The organism is Rhizomicrobium sp. (assembly GCA_037200385.1).
Lineage (GTDB): Bacteria > Pseudomonadota > Alphaproteobacteria > Micropepsales > Micropepsaceae > Rhizomicrobium.
Genome location: JBBCGL010000001.1, coordinates 2,990,539 through 3,016,568 on the forward strand (window position 1 = coordinate 2,990,539; position 26,030 = coordinate 3,016,568).

Genomic DNA, 26,030 nt, shown 5'->3' on the forward strand with positions numbered 1-26,030 from the left:
CCTCCCGCATGCGTCATGATGGCGGCGATTTCACTTGGGGGGAGATTTCGCATGCGCCGGTTCCTGCTTGGTATCCTTCTCGCTCTGGCGGCGGCCCTGCCGGCCGCGGCGGGGGTCACGCCGTTCCCGAAGAGCTTCAAGGCGCAGACGATCGCGACCAACGGCACGACGCTCTATGTCCGCAGCGGCGGCCACGGCCCGGCCGTGGTGCTGCTGCACGGCTTCGGCGACACGGGCGACATGTGGGCGCCGCTCGCGATCAAGCTGGCGAAGGACCACACCGTGATCGTGCCCGACCTGCGCGGCATGGGATCTTCCGCGCATCCCGACACCGGCTATACCAAGAAGAACGAGGCGGTCGACATCGCCGGCGTGATGGACGCGCTGAAGGTGGAGAAGGCGGATCTCGTCACCCACGACATCGGCAACATGGTCGGCTATGCGCTGGCGGCGCAGTATCCGCAACGCATCGTCAAATGGGTGGTGATCGACGCGCCGCTGCCCGGCGTCGGCAATTGGGCGGCGCAGCTCAGCAACCCCAAGACTTGGCATTTCAACTTCCACGGCCCGGACGAGGAGCGCCTGGTGGCGGGCCGCGAGCGCATCTATCTCGACCGCTTCTGGAACGAGCTGTCGGACGATCCCCGGCGGATCGACGAAGCGACGCGGCGGCACTATGCGGCGATCTATGCCAGGCCGCATGCGATCCACGACGCGTTCGAGCAATTCGTCGCCTTCCCGCAGGACGGCATCGACAATCGCGCGATGCTGGCGGCAGGCGGCAAGCTGAAGATGCCGGTGCTGGCGCTGGGCGGGGCGAAATCCTACGGCCTGCACATGGTCGACGAGCTGCACGCGGTGGCGGAGAATGTGAGCGGCGGCGTCATTCCCGACAGCGGCCACTGGATCATGGAAGAGAATCCCGAGGCGACGATGACGCTGGTGATGGCGTTCCTGGAAAAATAGAGAACACGGTGCCGGGATAGCTGTCCAACGGCGGACCGCTGCTTATCGCAGCGCGCCGCTCGCCTCCCGCCGCTCCAGCACGCGCGCGGCCGGCAGGGTGATTGTCACGCTGGTGCCGCGGCCGGGCGCGCTGTCGAGGAAAAGATCGCCGCCATGCAGCTGCATGAGCGCCTTGGCGATGGGAAGGCCGAGGCCCGTGCCCTTGGATTCGCGCGCGATGCTGGATTCGACCTGCCCGAACGGGATCAGCGCCACCGCCATCTCGTCCGGCGACATCCCGATGCCGGTGTCGGACACGCGCAGCGCCAGCTCGGCGCCCGGCGCCGACGCGGCGGCGACGGTTATCGCGCCGCCGCGGCCGGTGAATTTCAGCGCGTTGGAGATCAGGTTGAGCAGGACCTGTTTCAGCAGGCGCCGGTCGGCGCGCAACGCCGGCAGACCGGCGGATTCGGAGCGGATCGCTATGCCCGCCGCCTCCGCCAGGCCGCGGAACGACCCGATCACCTCCGCCAGCATGTTGCCGAGGCCGAACTCGGATTCGTGCAGCTCGAACTTGCCGGCTTCGAGCTTGGAGATGTCGAGGACGTCGTTCACCAGGTCCAGCAGGTGCTGCCCGCTCGCATGGATGTCGTTGGCATAGTCGACATAGCGATCCTGCACCGGACCCACGATCTGCTCCTTGATCATCTCGGAGAAGCCCAGGATGGCGTTCAGCGGCGTGCGCAATTCGTGGCTCATCGTCGCGAGGAACGCGCTCTTGGCGCGGTTGGCGGCATCGGCCTCTTCCTTGGCCGCCATCAGCGCCCGTTCGGTCTGCTTGCGCGCGGTGATGTTCTGCACGGCGCCGACCATCCGCAGCGGCCGGCCGTCGCCGTCGAAGAAGAACTTGATCGACGCCTGGGCCCAGGCCTCCGCCCCGTCGGGACGGCAGATGCGGTAGACCGGCCGGAACGGCGTGCCGTTCTCGACATGATCCCGCCATGCCGCCGCCACCGACTCGTGATCGCGCGGATCGATGGTCGCAAAGAGGTTCCGGGAGAGGCTCTCGAAGGTCTGCGGCACGGCGAAGAACGTGTCCTCCGCCCCGGCCTTGCTCAATTCGCGCCGCTTGTAATCGATCTCCCAGACATGGACGTCGGCCAGCGCGAGCGCGATCTGCAGGCGCGATTCCGTTTGCGCGCTCCGCTCGAGCGCGCGATCGCGCTCATGCAGCGAATGCGCGAGCGCCGCCACCGCCCGGGCGCGCCGCCATTCGTCGGCGACGAAATCGGCGATGTCCTCCAGCCGCGCCGCCTTGGCGGCATCGAAGGGCTGAGGCCGGCGCCCCGAGACGCTGAGCACGCCGGGCGTCGAGCCGTCCTCCAGGCGGATCGGAACCGCGACCGTGAAGCACAGATGGGGCGGGCCGCAGACGAGCGGATGATCGCGCAGCGTGGCGTCCAGCCGCGCGTCCTCGATCCAGCGCAGCGCGCCACCCTGCAGCACCTGCTCGATGAAGGGGTCGTGCGGCGGCAGGACATCCGCGTGGCGGCTGCGCCACAGGCAGCCGTCCTGCGCCAGGATGATGGAGGCGTCGGCCGACTCGAACAGGCCGCGCGCCAGGCGCGTGGCGCGATCGAACACCGCCACCGACAGGTCCAGGCCGGGCGGCCCTTCGCCGGTGTCGTACGTCGCGCTGCGCGTGGCGGCGTGGTGCCTCATGGATCTCGGTTCTTCTACCCAGGCAGTATCGGCTGCGTGCGTAAAGGAATGGTAGGAACGGTCGCAGACTCATGGTTCCCGGCATCCCAAAATGGGTACCCCGCGGGCCGAGCGGTCCGGTTCGATCGAACAACCAAGGCCTGAATCGGCACGCGGAGCCCGCGGAGACGCGCGAATGCGGGACTTCCACCTATCAACTCGGTAGATCGCTTCCGAGGCAGACCCTTACTTTTCCGCGTTGACGTCGTGGCGTTCGCGGGTCTTGGCGAGGGTGATGTTCGGGAATTTGTCGGTGACGTAGCCGACCTCCCAGGCGCTCTTGGCCAGGAACACCGGCGCGCCGTCGCGGTCCGCCGCCATGCCGCCGCGGTTGGAGGCGGCGAATTTCTCCAGCTCCGCTTCGCTGCCGCCGATCCAGCGCGCCGTTTCATAGGGCGCGGGCTCGAGATCGGCGTCGAGGCCGTATTCGGCGTTGAGCCGCGACTTGAGCACGTCGAGCTGCAGCGGCCCGACCACGCCGACGATCCAGGACGCGCCGATCTGCGGCTTGAAGACCTGGGTGACGCCCTCTTCCGCCAGGCTCTCGAGCGCGCGCGTCAGGTGCTTCTGCTTCATCGGATCGGCGAGGCGGACGCGGCGCAGGATCTCCGGCGCGAAGTTCGGGATGCCGGTGAACACCACCTCGCCCGATTCCGACAGCGTGTCGCCGACCCGGAGCACGCCGTGGTTCGGGATGCCGATGATGTCGCCGGGCCAGGCCTCGTCCACCGTCTCGCGCTCCTGCGCGAAGAACAGGATCGGATTGTGCACCCCGATGGATTTCTTCGTCCCCGACTGGGTGAGCTTCATCCCGCGGCGGAAGCGGCCCGAGGCGAGCCGCAGGAAGGCGACACGGTCGCGGTGGTTGGGATCCATGTTGGCCTGGACCTTGAACACGAAACCGGTGACTTCCGCATCGGTCGGCTCGACGGACCGCGCCTGGGTCGGCGCCGGTCCGGGCGGCGGCGCGTTCTTCGCCAGCGCCGAGAGCAGGTCGCGCACCCCGAAATTCTTCAGCGCCGAGCCGAAATAGACCGGCGTCTGGTGGCCCTCGCGATAGGTGCCGTGGTCGAAGCGCGGCATGCCGGCGCGCGCCAGCTCGACGTCCTCGTCGAGCTTGTCCTTCTCTTCCGGGGAAAGCCGCGCCAGCGTGTTGTCGCCGAACGGCGTGAACTTCTCCGTATACAGATCGATGGTGCCGCGGAAATTCTGTCCCATGCCGACCGGCCAGACCATCGGGGCGCATTCGAGCTGGAGCTGGTCGGCGATCTCGTCCAGCAGCTCCAGCGGATCGCGCGCCTCGCGGTCCATCTTGTTGACGAAGGTCATGATCGGGATGTCGCGCAGCCGGCAGACCTCGAACAGCTTGCGGGTCTGCGCCTCGATGCCCTTGGCGGCGTCGATCACCATCACCGCGCTGTCGGCCGCGGTCAGCGTGCGGTAGGTGTCTTCCGAGAAATCCTCATGGCCCGGCGTGTCGAGCAGGTTGAACACCGCGTGCTCGAACTCGAAGGTCATCACCGCGGAGGTGACGGAGATGCCGCGTTCCTGCTCGATCTTCATCCAGTCGGACTTGGCGCGCCGCGCCTCGCCGCGCGCCTTGACCCGGCCCGCGGCATGGATCGCGCCGCCGAGCAGCAAAAGGTGCTCGGTCAGCGTGGTCTTGCCGGCGTCCGGGTGCGAGATGATCGCGAAGGTCCGGCGGCGGGCCGCTTCGTGGGCGAGGCTCATGGTGGGCGGGGTTTAGCGGGGCCAGAGCGGGCGGGCAATCTCTTTCGTGCCCGGCGGGGCGGCGGCCCGGCGCATGGGCACCCGTCAGTCGCCGGGCAACGGCTGCGACCGCGTACGCGTCTCGTCTATGACGGTGTACCGCGCATACAGGGCATCGCCTTCAGAGGTGATCGCGTCTTGCAGTCGCCGGCATTTGACTGCCCAGAGCCTGGGCGGGATACGAAGCAGAACGATGCCCAGCGTCTTGCGGAGTTCGGCGAAGACGATCTCTCCGAAGTCCTTGTCTTCCGTCAGCAGTATGCGGCCGTCCGCCGCCGCTTGATCAGCCAGCGCGCGATCGGATGTCTGACGCGCGACCTCAGCCGCATACACCACATCGTGGCCACTTGCGCGAAGATAGCGGACAATTTCGGCATGCAGGCATTCGTCCGCGAGCCAGCGCAAGACGGCTACTCGGCCGCCGGCAACGTCATATATAGATCCGCGAACAGGCGTGCGGCCTCGACATCGGTCGCGGTCAGACGCGGGTGAGCATCAAGAATCTCACCGGCCGTCATTCCGCCTGCCAGTTCGCGCATGATGTGCTCGACAGTCAGACGGGTGCCTTTGATGACCGGCTTGCCCATCATCACCTCGGGATTGACCTCGATGCGCTCGTGCTTCATGGCCGTATGCCGCGGGACGCTACGCTGGTAGTGTAGCACGAACGGCCGATTTGGGGGAGCCGGCGCGATGGGATTTTTGAGAACCGGCCTTGCGGCGTCGCTGCTGCTCCTGCTGCCCGCGCGCCCCGCCGCCGCCGACTCGCCGACCCGGCATGTCGACTGCAGCGCCGGGCCGATCGCCGACAAGCCGCTCTCCGGCACCGTGAACGGGGCGCCCTTCCTGCCCAAGCAGGCGACCGTCCACATCACCAAGGACGGCATGGAGGTCGGCAGCGCGAAATTCGACCGCTACGTGCTCTCGCTGATCACCGACGGCATCTTCAACGAGGCGACCGTCGACATGCTGGTGCCGCTGGGCAAGAAGGCCGACGGGCGCACCTTCCGGGTGCTGCCGATCGACTCGATCAGCGCGCAGCCGGCGGCCGCCGAGGGCACGCCCGAGGTACAGGGCTGGAGCATCGAACTCGAAGCGGCGCATGTCGACACCAGCTTCACCGAGACCACCGCTTCGATCCGCGTCGAATGGGGCGTGCGCAAGGGCGACGCGATCCCGGGCAGGATCCATATCTGCGTGCCGTCGGTGAAGGCCGACATCCAGGGCAGCTTCACCGCGACCTTCGAGTAGCGCGGACGCTACAGCCGGTCGAGCGGCCAGAAGCGCGGCCCGATCACGTAGATCAGCTGCACGGTGAAGATCATCGCGATGCTCCACCAGGTCGAGAAGACGCAGAGCGCCGCGCCGACGGCGTAGAGCGCCTGGGCCCGCAGCACGCGGTTCAGGAAGGCGTCGTCGACGCCCTGGGGCGCCTCGGCGCTGACGAGGCCGAACGCCTTGGCGCGGTACCAGCCGGCCAGGAGCAGCATGCCCAGCGCGAGGATGTTGAACCAGTAGACCAGCAGCGCGAGGCGGAAGGTGATGAACTCCGCCAGCAACGCGGTGGAGAAGGGCAGCACGCAGACCGCCATCAGGAAGCCCAGATGCAGCCAGGTGTAGGACCGGTCGCTGTGGCTGAGCGCATCGTGCTGGGTCTGCTGCCCCACCCAGAAGATGCCCAAGGTCATAAAGCTCATCACGAAGGTCAGGAGGCGCGGGCCGAGCTGCCACAGCGCATGCGCCAGCGCCGCCTCGTCCGCGATGCCGGCCAGCGCGGGCGGGCGGATGTCGAGCACCAGCACGGTCATCGCGAAGGCGAAGACGCCGTCCGACAGCGCGGCGAGCCGTTCCCGGTTGCGCCCCGCAATGATGTTGTAGATTCGCATCGCAGGAGATTAGCTGCCGGCCGCGCGGCATTCACGCGAAGATTCTTCCCGCGGCATCACAGCGCGAGGGCCAGCATCAGCGCCGGATTCTCGGGATTCCACAGCAGCGGAAATTCCTCGAGGGCCAGGAATCCCGACGCTTCGTAGAAGGCACGGGTCTCGGCATAGGCCGGATCGGGGTGGGATGGCGCGAGCGTCTTCACGGTCAGAAACCGCGCCCCGGCCTGCCCGGCATGGGCGGCCGCGCCTTGCACCAGCGCGCGGCCTGCGCCGCGGCGATGCTGCGCCGGCCGGACGCCCATCACATGGATCTCGAAGGCATGCGGGGTATGGCGCTTCAGGGCCAGGAAGCCTTGCGCGACGCCATTCTCCAGCGCCGCGAACACCGGCAAATGCTCGACCGCGCGGACATAGGCGGCATTGGCTTCGGCGCTGCCGAACCAGTCCGGCAGCGCAGCGAGGATTTCGGCGCAGAGCGCACCTTTGGACCGGGTGATCCCGACGACCTCCATGGCTGCCCTCACACGATCGGTTCGTCGACGAAGCTGCGGCCGGCGCGGTCCTCGATCTCCACGATCCACAGATCGGGATCGTAGCCGATCTGGCGCTCGAGATAGCCCCGCGCCTTCTCTTCATCCGTCCAGTCGCCGAGCGGCCGCGCCCAGATAAGCGCGCCCGCACCGTCGCGCGCCTGGGTGAGGACAAGGATGCTGCCGTCGAGACGGTTGATCTTCAGCAGCACCGCGCCGGACTCCTCGATCCCCTTGCGCGCGACATAGGCCTGGGCGCCGGCGACTTCGGCGCGGCGGATCAGGGCACGTACGAACAGGCCGGATTTGAGGCGTGGGAGCATGGCGCATCATAGGGGAGAGCGGCGCGCCTGTCCGCTTGCCGGCGCTAGTTCTCGAGGCCCGCGCCGGCCGGTGCCGTGGGGGGAACCGCTTCGACTTCGGCGTGCCACACCCAGCCGTCATGCTGGATGATCGCCCAGGCGCGCAGCGGCAGATAGAAGAGCGAGAAGGCCGCGGTACCGACCGCCAGGCCGACGGCCATCCCCTCGATGCCGAAACGCGGTGCGAGCAGGCTGCCGCACAGCAGCGCGGCAATGCCCTCCAGCACATAGATCTTGCCGAGACCGCCGAGCTTGGCCATCGCCGCCAGCACGTTGAAGTGATAATCCGACAGCATCCAGACCATGAAATACAGCGCCATCGCGCTGATGAAGAAGCGCGTGATGCCGAGATCGGCGCGCATCCAGTGGAGCGCGAGCCAGGGGCCCGCCAGGCCGCATACGATCGCGACGAGGCCGGTGACCGCGACCGTCAGGCCGAGGCCGCCGAAATAGGCCTTGCGGAACCAGCGCTTGTCGCCATGGCTGTGCGCATTGGCCATCGCCGCCAGCAGCGGCTGATAGATCGCGGCGAAGCCGCTCGCCGCCAGCATCATCAAGGTGATCACCGTCCCGAAGGCGGCGATGTTCTGCGCCGATTGCATATGGCCCAGGACCAGGACCGCACCGGACGACATCAGGAAGAAGGACACCTGCTTGAGCACGGCATTGAGCGAAACGGGCAGCAACCGGCGCATCGTCTGCACCGGGTGCCAGTCGCCGCGCACCAGATAGGGGCGCCGCACGAGCAGCAATACGTAGTCGAGCGCGAGCAACGTCACGATCGGCGCATAGCTGTAGCAGAACACCAGCCAGAGCGGGCTTCCCGGCGGCAACGCGAAGACGACCAGGCCGATCACGAGAAGATTGGCGAGCGTCGTCATGACATAGACGCGCGACAATTCCTGATAGCCGCTGCGCACGGCGGTGACGATCGAGACCATGAAGCGCAAGCCGATGAAGAACGCGATGGCGGCGAACCCGTTCGCGACCTCGCCCGCGCGGAGCCCGCCCGGCAGGTGCAGCAGGCGCTGCGGCCCGATCAGCATGCCGATCGCGAACGTCGCGCCTGCAGCCAGCGCGCCGACCAGGACCACGAGGACGGTGGTGGTGAGCACGAGCTGCCGTTCCTCGTGGCGGTCGTCGTGGATCGCGGCCGCCGAGAGGAACCGCGGCAGCGCGATGGCAATGCCGAGGCCCAGCAATCCGAACCAGCCGAACGACGCCTGCAGCTGGATGTAAGCGGCGTAGTGGCTGGTGCCGAGCACCGCGAGCACGATGGGAAGCGCAATGACCTGGACGAGCAGTCCGGCCGTGCGCGACACGATCGCGGAAGCAACCGACGCGATCAGCCGCGCGCGGCGATCCTTGCTGGCATTTACGTGATGTGATTCCATCTCAAACGCCACGGCACGCGCAAGGGCGACGCTATTCGAGTTGCGGTGACTGACGTCGGTCATTGGCCCCAATGAGCGCGCAGCAGGATACGCAGTCGTGATTTGTACTACGCGACGTTCGGCCAACGAACAAGCGTAGAATGGGTTCCGGCACGAACTTAAATTTTTCTCTCAAATTGTCGCAACGTTCCCGGCACGGAAGACCGCGGAAAAGCCGGCAATTCGGCGAAATTGCCGTCGGTCCGCTGCGGCCCGACGGGCGCTCGCGCTTCTCAGGCCGCGCCCTTGAACGGGATGATTTTGGCTTCGCGCAAGCGGACCGCTTCGCCGTCCTCGCCGACGGCCGCGAAGGGCAGGCGGATGCGTACCGTCGTGCCCTCGCCAAGCGTCGACTCCAAGGTGGCCTCGCCGCCATGCAATGCGGCCAAGGCCTTGACGAGGGCAAGGCCGAGCCCGGTGCCTTCCTTGGAGCGGACATGCTCGCCTTCGACCTGCTCGAAGGGCCTGCCGAGACGCTCGAGATCCTTCGCCGAGATGCCGACGCCGGAATCGGCGACGGCGATCTCGATGCCGCGATGGTCGAGGGTCGCCCGTACCCGGACGTCGCCGCCCCGCGGGGTGAACTTCACGCCGTTGGTGAGCAGGTTGATCAGCATCTGCTTGATGGCGCGCTTGTCGGCGAAGACCATGCGCGCGCCCGGCGCGACGCCGAGCTTGAGGGCGACGCCGGCGCGCTCGGCATGCAGCTTGACGAACCGGATCGCGGCTTCGGCGGTCTCTTCGAGATCGAAGACCTCCTCGAACAGGTCGAGCTTGCCGGCCTCGATCTTCGACATGTCGAGCACCGAGTTGATCAGCTCGAGCAGGTGATTGCCGGATTCGTGGATCAGCCGGGAATATTCCAGGTATTTCGCGCTGCCGACCGGGCCGAACATCTCCCGCGTCATGACTTCGGAGAAACCGATGATGGCGTTGAGCGGCGTGCGCAGCTCGTGGCTCATATTCGCGAGAAAGCTCGATTTGGCGCGGTTGGCGCCCTCCGCCGCGTCGCGGGCCGCGATCAGTTCGCGCTCCTGCGCCTTGCGTTCGGAGATATCGCGCGTCACCGCGACGATGTCGGAGGCCTCCCCGGCGCCGCGCGGCGCGGGACGGCAGCGGATCTCGACCCAGACATAAGACCCGTCGCGCCGCCGCATCCGCACCTCGGCCGAAGCGGCACGGGCGTAGTAGGACGATTCCATGATCGCCGCCTGCATGATCCTGAGATCGTCGGGATGCACCAGGCTGGCCGGCGCCATGCCGATCAGCTCCTGCGGCGGCAGGTCGAGGATCGCCTGCGCCGCCGGGCTGGCGAAGCGGATGCGGCCGTCGGAGGAATGGCGCGTGATCAGGTCCATCGCGTTGTCGGCGAGGAAGCGGTACATCGCGGCGCCTTCGGCGGCCGCCTCGTCGGCGGCGCGCTGGCGGTCCTGGGCCGCGGCGGCGATCAGCGCCGCCTGGATCACCGCGGCGAGCACCGAGGCGGCATACATCTCCCAAAGCGGGATCGGCAGGCGCGAGACGGGCAGCGCCCCCACCGCGCCGATCGCGGCCACGACCAGCACCGCGGCGGCGGCCGCGACCGCGGCCCGCAGCACCGCCGGGCGTCCACCGGCCAGGGCGGCCTCGGCCGGGACGAGCGCGAACCACACGACCAGCGGCGACAGCACGCCGCCGGTCAGCGCCGCGAGATAGCCGATCAGCGAGGCGAACACCGCAAGCGCCGCGGATTCGAGCCAGCCCAGCGGAAGGCGCGTGAAGGCGAGGAGCGCCAGCAGCGCCGGCGCCATCAAACCGGCGATGGCGATGGCTTCCGCAGCGTCCGGCCGGCCGACGACCGATACGAAGACCAAGGAGAGGACGGAGCCCACCGCGGCCTTGGAGGCCTGCACGGAAATGAAGAGACGGCGCAACGCGCGGCCATCGCCAGCATATCCGGGCTTTTTGTCGTTAACGGGCATTAGGCTTCGTCGACTCATGGGCCGGCCGAGCATGGGTCGGCAAACTTAACGAACCTTGAACGCGCGGGAACTTCATTCGTTAATTGGCAACACCTGTGGCGGGCGGCGATTCAGCTTCCGTTAGCGATGATGGCGCGATTCGGGAGGAGTCCGGTATCGTCTAACCAATCCGCAAGGACTCCCCCGCGAAGCTGCCGGCCGTCGAAAGGAATGGCCGTGGGGCTGGCGAATGCACAGAAAGTGCGCGCGGTCGCCGATGAGGCGCCGCTGACCGGCATATTGCCGGATGCACTCGATTGCCTGCGGATCGCGATCACGATCTACGATGCGGGCGAGCGGCTGGTCTATGCCAATCAGCATCTCGACTACCTGTTCCGCAAGCTGCCCAAGCGCGACGCGCTGCTCGGGCTTTGCTATGGCGACATCGTGCGGCTGGAAGCGGCCGGCGGCGAGATCGCCGACAGCGCTTTGAGCGGCGGCGTCGAAGCCTTCGTGGCGCGGCGGCGCGGCCAGCTCGTCAGCGGCGACTTCCGGCCTTTCGACCTGCCGCTCGCCGACGGCCGCATCCTGGAGATCAAGTCGCGGCGCACCGCCGCGGGCGGCTGGATCGCGCTGTGGAGCGACGTGACGCTGGCGCGGCACGCGCTGGGCCGGCTGGAAAGCGCCATCGAGCTGTCGGCCGACGCCTTCGCCTTCTTCGACCACGCCGACCGCCTCGTCGTGTGCAACCGGGACTATGCGGCGCTGCACGGCCGCAAGCTCGAGAGCATACGCGGCGCCTCGTTCCGCGAGTTGCTGGCCGACGCCGTGGGCCGCGGCCGGGTGCGCATCGAAGGCGACGCGGAGGCCTGGATCGAGCGCCGCCTCGACCTGCACCGTTCGCCGGCCGGCGCGATGACGCTGGAGCTGACCTCGGGCATCGCCTATCTGGTGCGCGACCGCCGCACGCGCGACGGCCACGTCACCGTGCTGACCGACATCACCGACGAGCGCCGCGTCGAAGCCGCGCTGGTCAAGACCAAGGCCGAGCTGGCGCACAGCCAAAGCCGGGCCGAAAGCCAGGCGTCCTATCTGGCGGATCTGACCAGGCGCCTCGATGCCGCCGCGACCTCGGCCGACACGACCAAGAAAACGCTGCTGCGCACCATGAGCCACGAGCTCAAGACGCCGCTCAACGCGATCATCGGCTTCTCCGACCTCTTGGAGCAGATGGCGGAGCGCTTCGACGCCGCGCAGGTCCGCGAATACGCCTCGCTGATCCATGCCGGAGGCCGCAACCTGCTGCGCCTGATCAACCAGATCCTCGACCTCACCAAGCTGGCGGCGGGACGCTATGAGCCGCGGCCGGCGCGGATCGATGTCGGCGGCGCGCTGTGGCTCGCCAAGGACGGCTATGCCGAACGGGCCGGAGCCAAGGGCTTGACGATCGACGCGGACGGCGCCCCTGTCGGCCTGGTCACGCTGGCCGACGAACACGCCTTCGAGCAGATCGTCACGCAGCTCATGGACAATGCGGTGGCGTTCACGCCGGAAGGGGGCACCATCTGGCTCAGCGCCACGACGGCGGGCACGCAGATCGGCCTGCGCATCGCCGACAGCGGCCCGGGCGTGAAGGCGGAAGATCTCGCCCGCGTCATCGAACCGTTCGAGCAGGCGGGCCGCTCGACCACCGACCACACCAACGGCGCGGGTCTCGGCCTCACCTTGGTCAAGGCCTTCGCCGAGCTGCATGGCGGCGCGCTGCGCATCGAGAGCGAGCCGGGCCGCGGCTTCGCCGCCACGGTCGAGCTGCCGAGCGCGGGACCTGTCTCCTCTTCATCCAATTGACGGGACGCAGCACACGAAGCAAAGCCGCCCGAAACGGAAGTGCTTCTTGTTCTATTGTGCGACTGTTTGGCCCCCAATACTTCGCGCGCCTCCCCCAATATTGCTTTGTGTCTGACTAACATGCCAGTCTGCTGCCCTGCGGCGGGGGCCAGGGCATGCACAATACGGCGATATGGCGGACGCTGGCCTGTGCCTGCGTGGCAATCGGTTTCGGCTGCGCAACCGCTCATGCCGAGGCGGCGCGCGTTCTCGACAACGATATCGCCTGCGCGCCCGGCACGAACGGTCCGGATATCGTGGATGTCGTCCCGCAACTGGCGCTCAATGATTTCGGCGCGGTCCACCAGCAGATCGGCGCGGTGGCCGGCGTCTACACGACATGCGACCCGAACCGGAACGCCCGCTGGGATTTCGAAGGCACACTCTCGGCCGTTTCGCAGCCGGGGGGCGTGGCCTATTCCGGGCTGCTGGGGGTCGGATACGAGTTCAAGCTGTGGGACGAGATCATCGTCATCCCGCTGGCCCGCCTGGGATTCGATCACTTCCCCTTCGGCGAAACGGACGCCGTGGAAAGCGGCGAAGTCGCCATAGAGGCCAATCTTCCCGCGTTCGGAAACAGGAACGTCCGGATCATCCTGGACGACACGCCATCCTATACGGGCGTCGAGACCGCGACGACCGCAATCCCGGGTCCGGGCAAGAGCCAGGCGACCTTCGCCAACCTGTCCGTCGCAGGCGTCGATTTCCCCGTAGGGCACCATTGGCGCATGAAAACCAGCGTCGCCTACAACTATATCGCCGACAACGGACCGGTGAATTCCATCGGAAGCGCGATCGTGTCGCTGCGGGACGAGGGCAGCGACGGCAAATTCCACAACAGCTACGAAGTCGAATACAGCCACGGCGACGGCCATTTCGACGGCGTGCTGTTCTCCATCGACTTCCACTGGGAATAGGCGGGACGCGATGTTCGAACTGATCGACATATTGCACCACATATACGGGTTGGTCGGCCCGGCCGGAACGGGGATAGCCGCCATCTTCCTGATCGCGGGCTCCATGGCCCTGGGTGCCCTCAACGTCTTTGCCCGCGGCGACAAGCCGTGGGGCATATTGAGCGGCGCGGTCGTGACGATGATCATCGCCGGCTGGCTGTTCCATCACCACCAGCACAGCGAATCCCGGATCGCGGCGCAGGTGCTGGAAGGCAAGTGGCGCGGCGCCGACGCGAATTGCGACTATCCGATGGTCTTCACGCTCGAAGAGCTGTCGTTCGGCGAGACGGATCTGGTCGTGACGACCGCCGACCTGCCGCACCGCTATGCGGTCTACATGCAGGAATCGACGCCGGACCTGATCGTCGTCCACAGCCTCCCCGACAAGGCCGTGCAGAGCTATCGGCGCGAAGGCGACCATCTGGTCGTGAGCGCCGATGCCCAGCCGCAGAAGACGTATTACCGATGTCCTTGAGAGCGGTGCCGGCCCTCCTCTTCGCATGCGCCGCGTTCTGGGCCCTCCCGCATTCCGCGAGCGGCGTCGAGGAGTCGGACGATTGCCGTCAGCTGCGCGCACAAACGACATTCCGCCACATCGCCATCTGCGAGATGAAACAGCAGCAGGCGGCACATCTGCTCCAGCTGTCCATGCGCAACGTTTGCACGGCGATAAAACGCGAGATTGAGGGCTGCGCCTTCTATCCCCTGATCACCCAGCCGGCTCCTGCCGCGCCGCCGCCGCACGCGCTATCGACGCACGCGCCGCCGCCCGCAACCTCGATGCCGGCGGCGGCGCCACAAAGGCCTATCGAAGCCCGCCATCCGCCAACCCGGCCGATCGAGGTCGCCCCGGACGCGCAGCCGCGTGACGTGCTGGCGAGCATCCGGCTCAAGAGCGATCCCGGCGAGGTCCTGCCGAACTGCGACGGTCCCGACGCCGTGGGCTGGCTTGCCGCGGCCGCCTATGTCGGAGCGCATGGCACACAGACGGTCTATGACGTGCATTTTGCGGCGCAGCCGGCCTCGCGATCGGGGCGGCCCGATCAATTGCCCGGCGTGGGAGAGGTGTTGACGTTCTCGCCGCGATATCCGGCGCCGGTCTATTCGGCGTCCATCGCCTGCGTGACCGACGAATGCCGCACCGCGCCGGTCGCCGGCCAGTTCACGATCCTTCGCCGCATTCATTATTCCGGTTTGAACGGCGCGACCTATTGGCAGCTATGCATCGGCCGCGCCAAGGGAGGTAAGGACATATGAGAAAGCTTCGTCAGGCGGCGGCCGTCCTCGCATTCGCGACGTTCGCCGCGGCGCCCGCCCTTTCACAGGACCGGGCCCCTTATGCGCATCTGTGCCTCGAAGATTACAGCGCGGGCGCCGGCGAGGCGCGGTTTCGCGTGACCGTCGATTGGAACGGCCTGCCGGCGGGCCAGTATGCGCGTATCGATCTCGTCGCGAAGGACGGCTCGGTGGCGTACTGGCCGCAATTCCACGACGACCGGCTGCAGCCGGGCCCGGACAGCTCCATCGAGACCTTCACCGTGTCCGACGTATCGCGCTATCCGCTGAGCTTCTCGCTGGTCGGCCTGTCGAAAGAGGCGGCCGACGCCTTCGATTCCGACTGCGCCCGCGGCTTCTGCTCGCTTCGGACCAATGCGCCCGGCACGACGCGGCTGGGCGGCGGCGATGTCGTGGCCCATCCCACGCCCGACGGACGCCGCTGCGAATAACGCGCCTCGCGGCCGTCCCATCTCGGCACAATCCGATTCAAATTTGATTCAACGACGCCGAAAACTCGTCGCGAATTCGCACAAAACTCGACTCAAGCCCGAACGAAATCGGCAGTTTTTCGTTTCCGGAAAGGCATGCAAGCGCCTGAATTAACCGGATTGTTTCGAACTTTACCGAAACGTTTCAGTCCCGCGAAAAGGGCCCTGCGCATGATCGCTGCATGAGAGGCGAACGAGCCGAACAAGGTGGGTCCAAATGATACTGCGCGCGATCTTCTGGGTGGGCCTGATCTCCCTCCTGATGCCGCATGAGCCCGATCTGGGCTTCGGACGTCCGGGTGTGCAAGGCGCCGCGGCGGCCGCCACCACCCCCGCCTCGATCGGGGCGCTGATCCAGGCGGTCGACGTCAAGGACGCCTGTGCCGCGCACAAGGAGGCCTGTGCGGGCAACCTCTCGATCCTCGAGGGCTGGGGCGGGCTGAAGCACGTCGCGGTCCGCTCGATCGACGAGGTGCGTGCCGACCTCGCGGCCAACAGCACCAGGCTGCACTGAAAGCCGGCGGATCGACCTCTCCGGACGGGAGGGGTAGAAGGCCATATGAGCTTCGATCCGCAAACCCATCGCGTCGTGCCGCTGCGCGGCTTCGACGAGCTGACCCTGGGCGAGGTGTTCGCCCTGCCCTCCCGCACCCTCACCGAGGCCAATTTCGCCGCCTTCCAGACGGTGAGCCTCGACAACCATCCGATCCATTACGACACCGAATATTGCCGCCGGCTCGGCTACAAGGCGCCGCTGGCGCATGGCCTGCAGGTGCTGAGCTTCACCGCGGCCGGAGCCGGGCTGTTTCCGCATGTGATCGGCGAGAAGCTGATCGGCTTCATCGAGGTGAGCGCGAAATTCCTCAAAGGCGTCTTTCCCGGCGACACGCTGTATCCCGCGCTCACCATCGCCGAACTGACGCGGCAGAACAGCACCGGAATCGTCGCGATGCGCGCCACGGTGCACAACCAGGCGCGCGAGCTGGTGCTGGACGGGGTGCACAGATACCTGATGAGGCTGTGACGATCGTCCCTCACGGGATGGATTGCGATTCCTCCATCGCCCAGGCGCGCAGCCGGGCCTTGCCGCGCGTGTGCAGGCCGTAATGCTCCGCCAGCCGGTCGAGCGCGATGCCGAGCACCACGCGGCCGGCGCGGCTCGGCCAGGCATTGGCGCGCTCGGCCTCTTCGAGGCCGCGCAGGTGACAGCAGACATCGAACAGGAGATCGCCCAGGCCGGGCCCTGCGGCGCGCATCGCATTGGCGAAGCGCTGCTTGGCGGCGAGCACGACGTCGTTGAAATCGCTTTCGCCCTTCTGGCCGCGCCGCCCCAGCACCACCGGCGCCGAATAGTCGACGCCCAGCCGCGGCATCAGCCGCGCCAGGGTGAAATCGCGGCGCAGCTTCTCGCCGGCATCGAACTGCGCCCCGGTCAGCAGGCCGCGCTGCTTGAGGCGCGACAGCGGCGATTCGGCATCGTCCGTCACGACCCGCTGCGTCCGGCCCTGCGGATCCGTCACCAGCCGCGTGCGGCGCAGCTGGTGCTGCGCGGCGAAGGGCTCGTCATCGGCGGTGGCACGCGCCAGCCAGCCCTCGCCCGCGTCGCTGAGCACATAGCATTTCGCGCCGCCGGCGCGGCGGAGCCAGCCCGCTTTCACAAAGGCATCGACCACCGCCGCGCCGAGCGGGGCACTGCGCCGCGCCGCATCCTCGCGGCTCGCGATGCGATAGAGCCCGTCGCCGCCGGGGCGCAAATGCGCGCCGGGCACCAGCAGCTTGCAGAAGACGCGGCGCGCCTCGCGTTCGATCTCGCCGGCGGCGCTCATGGCTCCTGCTCCAGCACGCCGCGCAGCGTCGCCTCGAGCCAGCCCAGCGTGCGGTTGAGCTCGGGATCCTCGCGCAACTCCTCGACCCGCTGGATGGCATGGCGGGCGGTGGAACGGTCGCGCCCGAAGCCCCGCGCCACGTCGGCCATGGTCATCGAGAACACGACATGGGTGAGGTACATCGCGATCTGCCGCGCCCGCGCCGCACGCCCGACACCGCGCGACCGCGCCCGGATGGCGTCGAGCGGCACGCCATAGGCGTGCGCCACCACGAGTTGGGTCATCCCGGCGCGCAGTTGCGGCGCCGCGTCCTGCCGGGACCGAGAAGGACTGTATGCCTGATTCATGAAATACCCCTGTTGCCAATGGCGGACCGCTTCCGAATCCGACCGTTGGAGGAATACTATCCTACTTTTGCGGGTGTTGGATAACAATTACAACTTTTGCGGGAAACGCTGGAGAAATAAGGCCGCAAAGGCGGACTTATCCACACAGGGCGTAGGCGGATTCGTACAGGTGTGCCGGCGCGAAATTCAGTTAACGCCGCGGCCATAGTTCCCTCATGCAACCCATCAGGTTGTGGGATAAAAATCGTAACTAAGATGGAAATCCCAGCGCCTACACCAGCGCGACGTCATCCACCGGCGTGACGTCCGGGCGGGCCAGCTTGGCCTTGCGGGCGGCGCGGACGCGGCGTTCGTCACCGCTCCACAGCGTGTGGCGGTGGGCGCGGCGGTCGGGGCCGAAGAAGCCCGGCGCCACGATGAAGGGACGCGGCGCCGTGATCGCGCTGGCGAGCTTGCGCGCGATGGTGGCGGCGCTCACCGGATGGGTCAGCACGTCGGTGACGCCGACGTCGCGCGCCTGTTCGACCTGGCGCTGGCGGGCATGGCTGTAGATCATGAACAGCGGCGCCATCGGATCGAGGATGCCCTCGGCGCGGCGGGCCGCGACCGGAAAGCTCATGCCGCGATAAGGCTCGGCCGCCGCGTCGCAGAAGATCGCCGCGAAGCTCTGGGCGCGCAGGATCTCGATCGCGCGCGCGGATTCGGCGACCACGCCCACCTGCCGGACGCCGAGCAGGCCGAACGCGGTGCGCAGCACCGCGATGCTCGCCGGGCGCCCGCCGACGAGCAGCACCCGCAGATTCCTGATCTCCGCCGATCCGTCCATGATCACCATATCCCAGGTTCCGAACGTAAAGAGGGCGGCTTAAACCGCCGTTAATCGCGCCGCCTGCGAGTTCGCAAGCCGGTGCCGGCCTGATACAGTGGGGCGATGACAAACGTTTTTCGCACCATCGTCGTGGTGGCGCTTTCGCTGGCGCTGAGCGGCTGTATCTTCTTCGAGACGCCGCGCGAGCGCGCGATGCGCAAGGATCCCAACTTCCAGGCCGGCTACGGCGACGGCTGCGCCAGCGCCAATGCCCGCGGCACCGATTACCGCCGCGGCAACACGATCCGCGACGACGCGCTCTACCAGGCGAGCAAGCCCTACCGCTCGGGCTGGGCGGCCGGCTATTCGACCTGCAACAACGAGCGCGGCGCGACGTCCAATCCCGATATCGGCGGCATGCCGACGAACCGGGCCCCGGGACAATTGTGAGCCGGCTGCTGCAGGCGCCGCCGCTTCGCGCCGCGGCGCTGACGCTGTTCGGCGTGCTGCTCTTCTGCTTCGGATCGCTGTTTGCCGCCTATGGCCAGGCCGATCCTTGCCGCGCCCTGGCGGTGGAGAAGGCGCGGCGCCAGGCGGCGGCCAGCCTCGCCGAGCCCTGGCTGCGGGCCCAGACCAGCCAGATGTCGACTGCGGCCTGCGCCAGCGGATTGCTGGATTCCTGGGGCGAGCGGCTCACCCATTACATGCGTTGACGCCGCGGCGGCCGTGGCCTGCGGGACACGGCGGCCTGCTTAACGCGCCGTTAACCGTTTTCCCCGATATTGGGCGCTTGACCGGGCCGCGTGACAGGCAAACTGTCACATTATCCGTGTACGTCGGTATTGCTCTCTATAAGGAGCTTTCGCGATGCTGGGATTGCTGGTTTCAAACCGCGCGCCGTTCGAGCCGTTGCAGCCGAGCGCCCCCATCCTTCCCCGCTTCGTCCGCCGCGCGCTCCAGGCGCTGTTCCGGCGGTAGCACGTTCGGTGCCTCCCCCCCGTTGCAACGGGGGAGGAAGATCTCAATTCTGCTCCGCCGTCGGCCGTTCCAGGACCAGCAGCCGGATATCGGCCTTCGGCGCGAAATTCGTCAGCGTCGACTCGAAGCGCGTCGCGCCGGTCTTCTGCACATCGCCCGGCCAGCAGAACGACACGATGTTGGAGGGCTTCAGCTTGTCGACCGTCAGGTGGAAGCGCCCGATCGGGCCCTTCCAGTTGTTCGCGGTGACGATGACGAAGTCGGTGGTGTACTGGTTGAACATCCCGTCGCTGCCGGTATTCGTTTTCATCGCCGCGAAGCCGGCGCGCGCGGCGGCGAGCACCGGCGCGTCCGTGCAATAGGTCCGGGCGTAGTCGGCCGCCTGCGCCTTGTCGCTCAGGGCATAGGTCGTGAAGAAGGTCTGGCCGGTCACCGGCTGATAGGCATGGTCGACCGCGACCGTGCCGCCGGCCGGAAAATGCATCTTCCACCAGAACTTCGTGGTCGTGGTCCATTTGGCGTGCACCACCTCGTCGCCGCCCGCTCCCTCGATCAGTCCGGCCTTCAGCAGCGCGTCATGCGCCGGCTTCGCCAGCTTCTGCAGCTTGTCGTAGCCGCCGCCGATCACGATGTTGAGCGGCAGGCCGGCGGCGCGCACCTGGGCCGAGACGTCCCTGCCGTTCAGCATGGCACGCTCTTCCGGCGTGGGCGTCACCTCCTTGCCGTCGATCCTGAGCTTGAAGCCGACGAAATTGGGCGTGGTGTCGATGGTGGTGCCGATCGGCGATTCCGCGAGCTCGTAATTGTCGACGTCGGGCAGTGGGAAGGCGACGATGGTGTCGATGTCGCGGCCGCTGTCGTTGACGAAGGTGTAATGGACCTTGATCGCCTTGGGGCTGATGTAGAGGTCTTCGCTCGCCATGCGGATGTCGGCGCTCTTCGTCAGCACGATGCCGCCCGCGCCCAGCATGGCGGAGCTGTCGTCGGCGAGCGCCGGCGCGGCGAACGCGAAAACGGATGCGAGAAGCGCGAGCCTGACTTTCATGTGGTCCCCCGAGACAAATCTTGATCATCTCCAGCGTGCCTTGGCGCACCGTCGAACACAAACAGGATTGTCGTCCCCGGCGAGGCGCGCGAAGCGTGCCGAGGTAAGGGGTGTGCGTTGCGCGCCTTACGAATACGTCCGCTCGTCCCACCACGGGAAATAGGGCGGCATGTCCTTCGAGACGCTCTGGGTGAATTTCGCCGGGCGCTTCTCGAGGAACGCCACCACGCCTTCCTTCACATCCGCCGAGGCGCCGCGCGCATAGATGCCGCGCGAGTCGACCTTGTGCGCCTCCATCGGGTGATCCATGCCGAGGCCGCGCCACATCATCTGGCGGATCAGCGCGACGGAGACCGGCGCGGCATTGTCCACGATCTCCCTAGCGATGGCGCGGGCGCGCGGGATGAGCTGGTCCGGCGGCACGACCTCCTGCACCAGGCGGCCGGCGAGCGCTTCCTGCGCATCGAACACCTTGCCCGAGAAGCACCAGGACAGCGCCTGTTGAATCCCCACGATACGCGGCAGGAACCAGCTCGAGGCCGCTTCCGGCACGATGCCGCGGCGCGCGAACACGAAGCCGAACTTCGCGCTCTCCGAGGCGATGCGGATATCCATGGCGAGCTGCATCGTGGTGCCGATGCCGACGGACGGGCCGTTGACCGCGGCGATCACCGGCTTGAGACACTCGAAGATCTCCAGCGTGACGCGACCGCCGCCGTCGCGGATCCGTTCGTCGGACCAGTTGAAATCCTCGGCATCGGCGGGGCCGGCGTTGCGCTCCGGCCGGTCGGCGCGCTTGGTCGCGTCGAAGGTCGCGGCGCCCGCCGACAGATCGGCGCCGGCGCAGAAGGCGCGGCCCGCGCCGGTGACGATGATGACGCGGACCTCGTCATCGGCATTCGCGGCGCGGAAGGCGTCGATCAGCTCGGTCATCATCGTGCCGGTGAAGGCGTTGAGCTTCTCCGGCCGGTTCAGCGTGATGGTGAGGATGTTGTCCGAGATCTCGGTGAGGATTTCCTTGTACGGCATGGGAACGGACCTTCTTGCGTGTCGCGCAAGCATAACCGAAGGCGCGGTTGCCGCACGGGCAGTGACGTGCTACATATGTGCTACATTGGAGATGCCGGCGTGCGGAAAGTCAATCTCAGAGAGGCCAATCAGCGGTTTTCCCGGCTTGTGCGCGAGGTGCAGGAAACGGGCGAGCCTGTCTCGGTATACCGCCATGGGGAGCTTGCGGTCGAGATCCATCCACCTGCGTCGCGCGATACCGCGCGCGTTCTCACGCCCGAGCAGCAGGCCGCGCTCAAATCGCTGATCGAGCTGTCACATCGCATTCGCGGAAAATCCGACGGCCGCAAGATGACGCGCGACGAGATGCATGAGCGCTAGACGCTTTTCGCTCGACTCCAATGTGCTGGTTTATTTTTTCGACCATCGCGACAAGATCAAGCAGTCGATCGCGGAACAGATCATCGTCGCCGCACCCGCGCGCGATTGCATGATCGGCTTGCAAGCGGTCGGCGAGTTCCATGTTGCTTCGACCCGCAAGAAAATCCTGCAGGCCGCCGAGGCGAGCCGCGGCGTCTCGTATTATCTCGCGACGTTTTCGACCTTCCAGCCGACTCCGGACTCGCACCGCATCGCGGCGCGCGAGGCGGCGGCGGGGCGGTTTTCCTATTGGGACTGTGTCCTTCTGGCCTCGGCTGCCGAGGCCGGCTGCACAATGCTCTTGAGCGAGGACATGCAGGACGGGACGCGCCTCGGAAACATCGCCGTGCGCAATCCGTTCGGTGCGAAGGGCTTGAGCGCGGCGGCGGCCGCCGCGCTCGCGCCGTGACTACTCCGCCGCGACCTGATGCAGTGCCGCGGGGCTGAGCCGGCCCTTGGCGACGGCGTCGTCGACCGCGCTGATCGCGCGCTTGAGCTCGACCAGCGAATCCTCGATGTCGACCTTCTGGCGCTCGAGCTTGTGCAGCTGCTCCTCGAACTTCTTGCGGGCATGCAGCGTCTGCGTCACGCCGCCATCATGGTGCGTGTCGTAGAGGTCCAGGATCTCGCGGATCTCCGCGAGGCTGAAGCCGACGCGGCGGCCGCGCAGGATCAGGATGATGCGGGCGCGGTCGCGGCTCGCATAGATGCGGGTCTGGCCGCGCCGCTCGGGCGCGATCAGGCCTTCATCCTCGTAGAAGCGCAGCGTGCGCGCGGTGACGTCGAACTCCTTGGTGAGCTGACGGATCGTGAAAGTGCGATTGATGTTCATCTGTTTCAAACGGGTCGCTCGGCTTGCTCGCCTTGTCGCCCGGCCTCCCTGACAATTTCTCAGTCCGGGGATTTTGCTTGCCGCTTACGTCAACGTCAAGCGGTTTGGAGAAAATTTGTCCCGTGCCAGACAACCGAGAACTCCGCGCCTTTCCAAGGCTTTACGGAAAGCCCGCTGTCAATCGCAGACTTTTCGCTCCTGGAGCGCGGCATAGATCGTGTCCAGGCGCTCCTCCGCGAAGCCGCAGAGCGGGTTGCCCAGGGCGCGCGCTTCATCGGGCCGGTTCTCATAGGCCACGACCAATGCCAGCAGCACCGTGACGGTCTTGGTGAATTCCGGTGCGAGCTGCGCCGCCAGCACGTCCTTGGTCGCGAGGGCCTGGCGCAGCTGCTCCTCGGCATCGGCGAGATCGTGGTCGTATTTGAGGAAAGCATAGCCGCGCAGCAGATGGACTCGCGGGTCGTGCGGATAGCGCGTCACCAGCGCGCGCGCCGTATCCGAGTCCACGGCGTTGAGCGCGGGCAGCTCGCCTTCGGGGACGAGGCCGGCGGGCGGTGGCGGGACGCCCGCGACCTGCGCATCGCCGGGCTGGGTGCCCAGCAGGAACGCAGCGAGCGCCGCGACCGCCCCGAACGCGGCGATGCCGGCCGCGAGATTGCCCAGGGCGGGGCGGTCTTCGCCGGGCGCCCAGACCATCTGCAATATCGCGCCGGTGACGAGGCCGATGAGGATGCCGCCGAGATGGCCCGCGAAGTCGGTGTTAAGATGGCTGGCATCCGCTGCCATCGGGATGAGCGCGGGCAGGATCAGCCAGAGCGCCCATTTCTGCATCCGCTTGCCCCTGGGGCCGGTGCGCGCGCTGGCACCGCACAGGAAGGCCGCGCCCAGCACGCCCATGATCGCGCCCGAGGCGCCGACCGCGGGGATGTCGGGCTCGTTGAGCAGGACCGATCCGAGCGAGCCGCCGATCGCGCCGATGGTGAACAGACCGGCGAACCAGCGTGCGCCGATCAGCGGCTCGAGCATGACGCCGATGATGGCGAAGACGACGAGGTTGCCGATGAGGTGTCCGAGGCTGCCATGCAGCAGCGGCGCGGTGAGGATGCGCCAGACCTGGCCGTGCCCGAACACCAGTTCGCCGTCGATCGCGCCATAGGCGATCAGCGAGCGCACCGGCGGCGACATGCCGGGATAGAGCCGCGGCGCGCTGTGCACCTCGAAGGCGAAGACCGCGGCGAGCACGAAGATCAGCACGATGGTGACGATGGGAACGCGCAAGGCCGGCATTGCGGTGGCGGGCCGCGCCGCGCGCGCCGGCATTTCCGTTGCCGGCGCCCGGCCGGACGCCAGCACCGGCGCTGCCGCCATGGCGCGCGGCGCATAGCTCCGCGCCGTGGATGTCCCGCGCTTGCCGAAGGTCCCCGCCATCGCCGCCTCTTCCGGATGACGGACCCTACGACGAGGACGTTCCCCAAGACTTAAGGGACAAGGTGAACGCAAATAAAGCAAAGGCCGCGGGCGACGCCGCGGCCTTCGTACGGTGCAAGGTCCGCCTGCTATTCGGCCGCGGCGCGGATCGCATTGTCTTCCTTGCGGAGATTCTCCGCCGCGAAGTCCCAGTCGATCAGCTTGGCGAGCGCCGCCTGGAGATATTTCGGACGCTCGTTCTGATAGTCGAGATAATAGGCATGCTCCCACACGTCGAGGGTGAGCAGGCAGTTCACGCCCTTCGCCATCGGATCGACCGCGTTCGCGGTCTTCTCCACCGAGAGCTTGCCGCCCTGCGAGGTGAGCCACACCCAGCCGGAGCCGAACTGCTCCTTGCCGTCGGTCGCGAGCTTCTCCACCAGCTTGTCGACCGTGCCGAAGTCGCGCTCGATCGCGCGCGCCAGCTCGCCCGACGGCTTGCCGGATTTGGGCGTCAGCGAGCGCCAGTAGAAATCGTGGTTCCACACCTGCGCCGCGTTGTTGAAGATCTTCTTCTCGTCGGTGCCTTCGCGCGCATTCAGCGTCGCCTGCACCACGCGTTCCAGCGGCATGTCGGCATATTGGGTGCCGGCGACCAGCTTGTTGAGCGTATCCACATAGGTCTTGTGATGCTTGTGATAGTGAAACTCGATGGTGCGCGCCGAGATGGTGGGCTCCAGCGCGGATTCCGCCCAGGGCAACGGCTTGAGTTCGAAGGGTCCGGTCATGATGTCCTCTAAGGATGCAGCGCGGAACGCAGTCCCGCTTTACAGTGCCACACGGGATAAGGCGCGAAGCCGCCGGCGGTTCCTGAGAAATGTGTGAAATTTCGTCGCCGCGACGCTTGCAAAAACTTCGTGAACTTGCCGACCGCGATTGTCACTCGACTTACACAGCGCCGGAGTAGAGAACCGATGCCAGCGGGGCACTTCGTTGGAGGACACGATGCCTGCCTATGAAATCTGCTATCTGGAAGAAGACGGGTCTCTCGCCTGCGCCTTTTCGGTGCAGTTCGAGACCGAGATGCGCGCCAAGATCCTGGCGCATGCGATGAAGCCCGCAGACTGCCGCGTGCTGGAAGTGTGGAGCGGCAAGGAGCTGATCTACCGCCGGCCGGAAGACAGGCTTGACGCCCCGCGCTTCCTGGCGCACAGCCCGGCCGATGGCGCGGGAAAACTCGACTGCTTTGCTTGAGACGCTCGCCGCGGCGCTGAAAGGCGTCGGCGGGGTGCGCGCGATCGTGCTGGGCGGCTCGCGCGGCCGCGGCACGGCGCAGGCGGGATCGGATTACGACATCGGTCTCTATTACGACGGCGCCGGCGGTCTCGACATCGCGGCACTGGAGGCGGCCGCAGTCCTGCTGAACGGCTGCGCCGTGCGTGGGCCGGGCAAGGCGCCGGGCGACCCCTTGATGACGCGACCCGGCGGCTGGGGCGAGTGGGTCGACGGCGGCGGCTGGCTTGTCGTCGGCGGCGAGCCCGTCGACCTGCTCTATCGCGAGCTCGCGCGGGTCGACCGCGTGATCGATGCGGCCGAACGCGGCGAATTCACCATCGCCTATCACGTCGGCCATCCGCACGGCTTCGCGTCGCCGATCTATGCCGGCGAGATCGCGACCTGCCGCGTGCTGCACGATCCGGAGGGGCTGGTCACGGCGCGCAAGGCGCGGCTGGAGCCTTATCCGGAGGCGCTGCGCGCCGCGGCGATCACGCGCTTCGGCCGTGAGGGACGGTTCTTCCTGGAGATCGCGCAGAAGGCGGCCGCGCGCGGCGACCTGGTCTATGTCACCGGCTGCGCCTTCCGGGCCGCGTCCTGCCTGCTGCAGGTCGTGTTCGCGATCAACCGCGAATGGCTGCTGAACGAGAAGGGCGCCGCGGCGCTGGCGGCTGGCTTTGCGCGGGCGCCGAAGGATCTGCGCCTCAACCTCGAAGGCGCGCTGGCCGAGCTGGCTGCCGGCCCGCAAGGCATGCTGTCCTGCCTGCGCGCCATCGCCGATCTGTTCGACGAGGCGGCTGCGCTGGCCTGAATCACGGCTCCTTGCCCGACAAGCGGCGCCTTCGGCG

Annotated in this window: 32 protein-coding genes; 15 read left to right on the plus strand and 17 right to left on the minus strand. The window is 67.2% G+C overall.

Annotated elements, in window-relative coordinates:
• The first annotated feature begins 51 nt into the window (after window positions 1–51).
• A complete protein-coding gene (locus WDM91_14135; protein ID MEI9995730.1) occupies window positions 52–966 on the plus strand; it encodes an alpha/beta hydrolase in 915 nt (304 codons plus the stop codon).
• A gap of 42 nt (window positions 967–1,008) precedes the next feature.
• On the opposite strand, the gene WDM91_14140 is transcribed toward WDM91_14135, so the two are convergent.
• The 4 genes from WDM91_14140 to WDM91_14155 form a co-directional block, all read right to left on the minus strand.
• Window positions 1,009–2,667, minus strand: a complete 1,659-nt coding sequence (locus tag WDM91_14140; GenBank protein ID MEI9995731.1) for an ATP-binding protein — start codon at window positions 2,665–2,667, stop codon at window positions 1,009–1,011.
• Window positions 2,668–2,892: 225 nt separating this feature from the next.
• Complete coding sequence (locus WDM91_14145) at window positions 2,893–4,437, minus strand: peptide chain release factor 3 (GenBank protein MEI9995732.1); 1,545 nt, start codon at window positions 4,435–4,437, stop codon at window positions 2,893–2,895.
• 84 nt (window positions 4,438–4,521) lie between these two features.
• On the minus strand, window positions 4,522–4,881 hold the full coding sequence (locus tag WDM91_14150; protein MEI9995733.1) for a DUF5615 family PIN-like protein: 360 nt from the start codon (window positions 4,879–4,881) through the stop codon (window positions 4,522–4,524).
• 5 nt (window positions 4,882–4,886) lie between these two features.
• Window positions 4,887–5,102: a DUF433 domain-containing protein gene (locus WDM91_14155; GenBank protein ID MEI9995734.1), complete on the minus strand. Its 216-nt coding sequence runs from the start codon at window positions 5,100–5,102 to the stop codon at window positions 4,887–4,889.
• A gap of 67 nt (window positions 5,103–5,169) precedes the next feature.
• Here WDM91_14155 and WDM91_14160 point away from each other — a divergent pair, with 67 nt between their 5' ends.
• Entirely contained in the window at window positions 5,170–5,727 is a 558-nt protein-coding gene (locus tag WDM91_14160) for a hypothetical protein (GenBank protein ID MEI9995735.1), read from the plus strand.
• Window positions 5,728–5,735: 8 nt separating this feature from the next.
• Here WDM91_14160 and WDM91_14165 read toward each other — a convergent pair whose 3' ends face one another.
• From WDM91_14165 to WDM91_14185, 5 genes are all read right to left on the minus strand, one after another.
• A complete protein-coding gene (locus WDM91_14165; protein MEI9995736.1) occupies window positions 5,736–6,362 on the minus strand; it encodes a TMEM175 family protein in 627 nt (208 codons plus the stop codon).
• Between the two features lie 56 nt (window positions 6,363–6,418).
• Window positions 6,419–6,874 carry a GNAT family N-acetyltransferase gene (locus WDM91_14170; protein ID MEI9995737.1) on the minus strand — a complete coding sequence of 152 codons (456 nt, stop codon included), beginning with the start codon at window positions 6,872–6,874 and terminating at the stop codon, window positions 6,419–6,421.
• A gap of 8 nt (window positions 6,875–6,882) precedes the next feature.
• Window positions 6,883–7,215, minus strand: a complete 333-nt coding sequence (locus tag WDM91_14175; GenBank protein ID MEI9995738.1) for a DUF1491 family protein — start codon at window positions 7,213–7,215, stop codon at window positions 6,883–6,885.
• Window positions 7,216–7,259: 44 nt separating this feature from the next.
• On the minus strand, window positions 7,260–8,648 hold the full coding sequence (locus tag WDM91_14180) for a hypothetical protein (protein MEI9995739.1): 1,389 nt from the start codon (window positions 8,646–8,648) through the stop codon (window positions 7,260–7,262).
• Between the two features lie 272 nt (window positions 8,649–8,920).
• Window positions 8,921–10,600 (minus strand): PAS domain-containing sensor histidine kinase, encoded by a 1,680-nt coding sequence (locus WDM91_14185; GenBank protein ID MEI9995740.1) that lies wholly within the window; start codon window positions 10,598–10,600, stop codon window positions 8,921–8,923.
• Between the two features lie 264 nt (window positions 10,601–10,864).
• On the opposite strand from WDM91_14185, the gene WDM91_14190 reads away from it, so the two are divergent.
• From WDM91_14190 to WDM91_14220, 7 genes are all read left to right on the plus strand, one after another.
• Window positions 10,865–12,475, plus strand: coding sequence for a PAS-domain containing protein (locus WDM91_14190; protein MEI9995741.1), 1,611 nt, complete (start codon window positions 10,865–10,867; stop codon window positions 12,473–12,475).
• Window positions 12,476–12,630: 155 nt separating this feature from the next.
• Window positions 12,631–13,431 carry a hypothetical protein gene (locus tag WDM91_14195; protein MEI9995742.1) on the plus strand — a complete coding sequence of 267 codons (801 nt, stop codon included), beginning with the start codon at window positions 12,631–12,633 and terminating at the stop codon, window positions 13,429–13,431.
• Window positions 13,432–13,441: 10 nt separating this feature from the next.
• Window positions 13,442–13,945 carry a hypothetical protein gene (locus tag WDM91_14200; GenBank protein MEI9995743.1) on the plus strand — a complete coding sequence of 168 codons (504 nt, stop codon included), beginning with the start codon at window positions 13,442–13,444 and terminating at the stop codon, window positions 13,943–13,945.
• Complete coding sequence (locus WDM91_14205; GenBank protein MEI9995744.1) at window positions 13,936–14,727, plus strand: hypothetical protein; 792 nt, start codon at window positions 13,936–13,938, stop codon at window positions 14,725–14,727. The genes WDM91_14200 and WDM91_14205 overlap by 10 nt, the downstream gene beginning before the upstream one ends.
• Window positions 14,724–15,197 carry a hypothetical protein gene (locus WDM91_14210; GenBank protein ID MEI9995745.1) on the plus strand — a complete coding sequence of 158 codons (474 nt, stop codon included), beginning with the start codon at window positions 14,724–14,726 and terminating at the stop codon, window positions 15,195–15,197. Before WDM91_14205 ends, WDM91_14210 begins: the two co-directional genes overlap by 4 nt.
• A gap of 256 nt (window positions 15,198–15,453) precedes the next feature.
• Window positions 15,454–15,750, plus strand: coding sequence for a hypothetical protein (locus WDM91_14215; protein MEI9995746.1), 297 nt, complete (start codon window positions 15,454–15,456; stop codon window positions 15,748–15,750).
• Window positions 15,751–15,795: 45 nt separating this feature from the next.
• Window positions 15,796–16,260 (plus strand): MaoC family dehydratase, encoded by a 465-nt coding sequence (locus WDM91_14220; protein ID MEI9995747.1) that lies wholly within the window; start codon window positions 15,796–15,798, stop codon window positions 16,258–16,260.
• 10 nt (window positions 16,261–16,270) lie between these two features.
• Here the strand turns inward: WDM91_14220 and WDM91_14225 are convergent, their stop codons facing one another.
• The 3 genes from WDM91_14225 to WDM91_14235 form a co-directional block, all read right to left on the minus strand.
• Window positions 16,271–17,062, minus strand: coding sequence for a DUF6456 domain-containing protein (locus tag WDM91_14225; protein MEI9995748.1), 792 nt, complete (start codon window positions 17,060–17,062; stop codon window positions 16,271–16,273).
• Window positions 17,059–17,409 carry a helix-turn-helix domain-containing protein gene (locus WDM91_14230; GenBank protein ID MEI9995749.1) on the minus strand — a complete coding sequence of 117 codons (351 nt, stop codon included), beginning with the start codon at window positions 17,407–17,409 and terminating at the stop codon, window positions 17,059–17,061. The genes WDM91_14225 and WDM91_14230 overlap by 4 nt, the downstream gene beginning before the upstream one ends.
• A 271-nt stretch (window positions 17,410–17,680) precedes the next feature.
• A complete protein-coding gene (locus WDM91_14235; protein MEI9995750.1) occupies window positions 17,681–18,235 on the minus strand; it encodes a hypothetical protein in 555 nt (184 codons plus the stop codon).
• 105 nt (window positions 18,236–18,340) lie between these two features.
• Between WDM91_14235 and WDM91_14240 the strand changes: the two genes are divergently transcribed.
• Both WDM91_14240 and WDM91_14245 read left to right on the plus strand, forming a co-directional pair.
• Window positions 18,341–18,667, plus strand: a complete 327-nt coding sequence (locus WDM91_14240; GenBank protein MEI9995751.1) for a hypothetical protein — start codon at window positions 18,341–18,343, stop codon at window positions 18,665–18,667.
• Window positions 18,664–18,930: a hypothetical protein gene (locus WDM91_14245; GenBank protein MEI9995752.1), complete on the plus strand. Its 267-nt coding sequence runs from the start codon at window positions 18,664–18,666 to the stop codon at window positions 18,928–18,930. Before WDM91_14240 ends, WDM91_14245 begins: the two co-directional genes overlap by 4 nt.
• A 308-nt stretch (window positions 18,931–19,238) precedes the next feature.
• Here the strand turns inward: WDM91_14245 and WDM91_14250 are convergent, their stop codons facing one another.
• The gene (locus WDM91_14250) at window positions 19,239–20,240 is read right to left on the minus strand and encodes a DUF4424 family protein (GenBank protein ID MEI9995753.1); all 1,002 of its coding nucleotides are present in this window, start codon (window positions 20,238–20,240) and stop codon (window positions 19,239–19,241) included.
• Window positions 20,241–20,366: 126 nt separating this feature from the next.
• Entirely contained in the window at window positions 20,367–21,269 is a 903-nt protein-coding gene (locus tag WDM91_14255; protein MEI9995754.1) for a crotonase/enoyl-CoA hydratase family protein, read from the minus strand.
• 18 nt (window positions 21,270–21,287) lie between these two features.
• Between WDM91_14255 and WDM91_14260 the strand changes: the two genes are divergently transcribed.
• Window positions 21,288–21,629: a type II toxin-antitoxin system Phd/YefM family antitoxin gene (locus WDM91_14260; GenBank protein MEI9995755.1), complete on the plus strand. Its 342-nt coding sequence runs from the start codon at window positions 21,288–21,290 to the stop codon at window positions 21,627–21,629.
• Window positions 21,619–22,077 (plus strand): PIN domain-containing protein, encoded by a 459-nt coding sequence (locus WDM91_14265; protein ID MEI9995756.1) that lies wholly within the window; start codon window positions 21,619–21,621, stop codon window positions 22,075–22,077. Before WDM91_14260 ends, WDM91_14265 begins: the two co-directional genes overlap by 11 nt.
• Here the strand turns inward: WDM91_14265 and WDM91_14270 are convergent, their stop codons facing one another.
• The 3 genes from WDM91_14270 to WDM91_14280 form a co-directional block, all read right to left on the minus strand.
• Window positions 22,078–22,500, minus strand: coding sequence for a MerR family DNA-binding transcriptional regulator (locus WDM91_14270; GenBank protein MEI9995757.1), 423 nt, complete (start codon window positions 22,498–22,500; stop codon window positions 22,078–22,080).
• Window positions 22,501–22,677: 177 nt separating this feature from the next.
• Window positions 22,678–23,928 carry a rhomboid family intramembrane serine protease gene (locus WDM91_14275; GenBank protein ID MEI9995758.1) on the minus strand — a complete coding sequence of 417 codons (1,251 nt, stop codon included), beginning with the start codon at window positions 23,926–23,928 and terminating at the stop codon, window positions 22,678–22,680.
• Between the two features lie 128 nt (window positions 23,929–24,056).
• Window positions 24,057–24,695 (minus strand): superoxide dismutase, encoded by a 639-nt coding sequence (locus WDM91_14280; GenBank protein ID MEI9995759.1) that lies wholly within the window; start codon window positions 24,693–24,695, stop codon window positions 24,057–24,059.
• 217 nt (window positions 24,696–24,912) lie between these two features.
• Between WDM91_14280 and WDM91_14285 the strand changes: the two genes are divergently transcribed.
• Together WDM91_14285 and WDM91_14290 are read left to right on the plus strand one after the other, a co-directional pair.
• The gene (locus WDM91_14285; protein MEI9995760.1) at window positions 24,913–25,161 is read left to right on the plus strand and encodes a hypothetical protein; all 249 of its coding nucleotides are present in this window, start codon (window positions 24,913–24,915) and stop codon (window positions 25,159–25,161) included.
• Window positions 25,154–25,993 (plus strand): DUF4037 domain-containing protein, encoded by an 840-nt coding sequence (locus WDM91_14290; protein MEI9995761.1) that lies wholly within the window; start codon window positions 25,154–25,156, stop codon window positions 25,991–25,993. The genes WDM91_14285 and WDM91_14290 overlap by 8 nt, the downstream gene beginning before the upstream one ends.
• The last annotated feature ends 37 nt before the right edge of the window (window positions 25,994–26,030 follow it).

Bases quoted from the DNA above. Each gene is read 5' to 3' on its own strand.
- WDM91_14270 (MEI9995757.1), bottom strand. From the start codon at position 22,500: ATGAACATCAATCGCACTTTCACGATCCGTCAGCTCACCAAGGAGTTC.
- WDM91_14175 (MEI9995738.1), bottom strand. From the start codon at position 7,215: ATGCTCCCACGCCTCAAATCCGGCCTGTTCGTACGTGCCCTGATCCGC.
- WDM91_14255 (MEI9995754.1), bottom strand. From the start codon at position 21,269: ATGCCGTACAAGGAAATCCTCACCGAGATCTCGGACAACATCCTCACC.
- WDM91_14265 (MEI9995756.1), top strand. From the start codon at position 21,619: ATGAGCGCTAGACGCTTTTCGCTCGACTCCAATGTGCTGGTTTATTTT.
- WDM91_14205 (MEI9995744.1), top strand. From the start codon at position 13,936: ATGTCCTTGAGAGCGGTGCCGGCCCTCCTCTTCGCATGCGCCGCGTTC.
- WDM91_14235 (MEI9995750.1), bottom strand. From the start codon at position 18,235: ATGGACGGATCGGCGGAGATCAGGAATCTGCGGGTGCTGCTCGTCGGC.
- WDM91_14225 (MEI9995748.1), bottom strand. From the start codon at position 17,062: ATGAGCGCCGCCGGCGAGATCGAACGCGAGGCGCGCCGCGTCTTCTGC.
- WDM91_14275 (MEI9995758.1), bottom strand. From the start codon at position 23,928: ATGGCGGGGACCTTCGGCAAGCGCGGGACATCCACGGCGCGGAGCTAT.
- WDM91_14250 (MEI9995753.1), bottom strand. From the start codon at position 20,240: ATGAAAGTCAGGCTCGCGCTTCTCGCATCCGTTTTCGCGTTCGCCGCG.
- WDM91_14180 (MEI9995739.1), bottom strand. From the start codon at position 8,648: ATGGAATCACATCACGTAAATGCCAGCAAGGATCGCCGCGCGCGGCTG.
- WDM91_14135 (MEI9995730.1), top strand. From the start codon at position 52: ATGCGCCGGTTCCTGCTTGGTATCCTTCTCGCTCTGGCGGCGGCCCTG.
- WDM91_14155 (MEI9995734.1), bottom strand. From the start codon at position 5,102: ATGAAGCACGAGCGCATCGAGGTCAATCCCGAGGTGATGATGGGCAAG.
- WDM91_14230 (MEI9995749.1), bottom strand. From the start codon at position 17,409: ATGAATCAGGCATACAGTCCTTCTCGGTCCCGGCAGGACGCGGCGCCG.
- WDM91_14210 (MEI9995745.1), top strand. From the start codon at position 14,724: ATGAGAAAGCTTCGTCAGGCGGCGGCCGTCCTCGCATTCGCGACGTTC.
- WDM91_14165 (MEI9995736.1), bottom strand. From the start codon at position 6,362: ATGCGAATCTACAACATCATTGCGGGGCGCAACCGGGAACGGCTCGCC.
- WDM91_14140 (MEI9995731.1), bottom strand. From the start codon at position 2,667: ATGAGGCACCACGCCGCCACGCGCAGCGCGACGTACGACACCGGCGAA.
- WDM91_14160 (MEI9995735.1), top strand. From the start codon at position 5,170: ATGGGATTTTTGAGAACCGGCCTTGCGGCGTCGCTGCTGCTCCTGCTG.
- WDM91_14240 (MEI9995751.1), top strand. From the start codon at position 18,341: ATGACAAACGTTTTTCGCACCATCGTCGTGGTGGCGCTTTCGCTGGCG.
- WDM91_14285 (MEI9995760.1), top strand. From the start codon at position 24,913: ATGCCTGCCTATGAAATCTGCTATCTGGAAGAAGACGGGTCTCTCGCC.
- WDM91_14280 (MEI9995759.1), bottom strand. From the start codon at position 24,695: ATGACCGGACCCTTCGAACTCAAGCCGTTGCCCTGGGCGGAATCCGCG.
- WDM91_14195 (MEI9995742.1), top strand. From the start codon at position 12,631: ATGCACAATACGGCGATATGGCGGACGCTGGCCTGTGCCTGCGTGGCA.
- WDM91_14145 (MEI9995732.1), bottom strand. From the start codon at position 4,437: ATGAGCCTCGCCCACGAAGCGGCCCGCCGCCGGACCTTCGCGATCATC.
- WDM91_14220 (MEI9995747.1), top strand. From the start codon at position 15,796: ATGAGCTTCGATCCGCAAACCCATCGCGTCGTGCCGCTGCGCGGCTTC.
- WDM91_14170 (MEI9995737.1), bottom strand. From the start codon at position 6,874: ATGGAGGTCGTCGGGATCACCCGGTCCAAAGGTGCGCTCTGCGCCGAA.
- WDM91_14200 (MEI9995743.1), top strand. From the start codon at position 13,442: ATGTTCGAACTGATCGACATATTGCACCACATATACGGGTTGGTCGGC.
- WDM91_14215 (MEI9995746.1), top strand. From the start codon at position 15,454: ATGATACTGCGCGCGATCTTCTGGGTGGGCCTGATCTCCCTCCTGATG.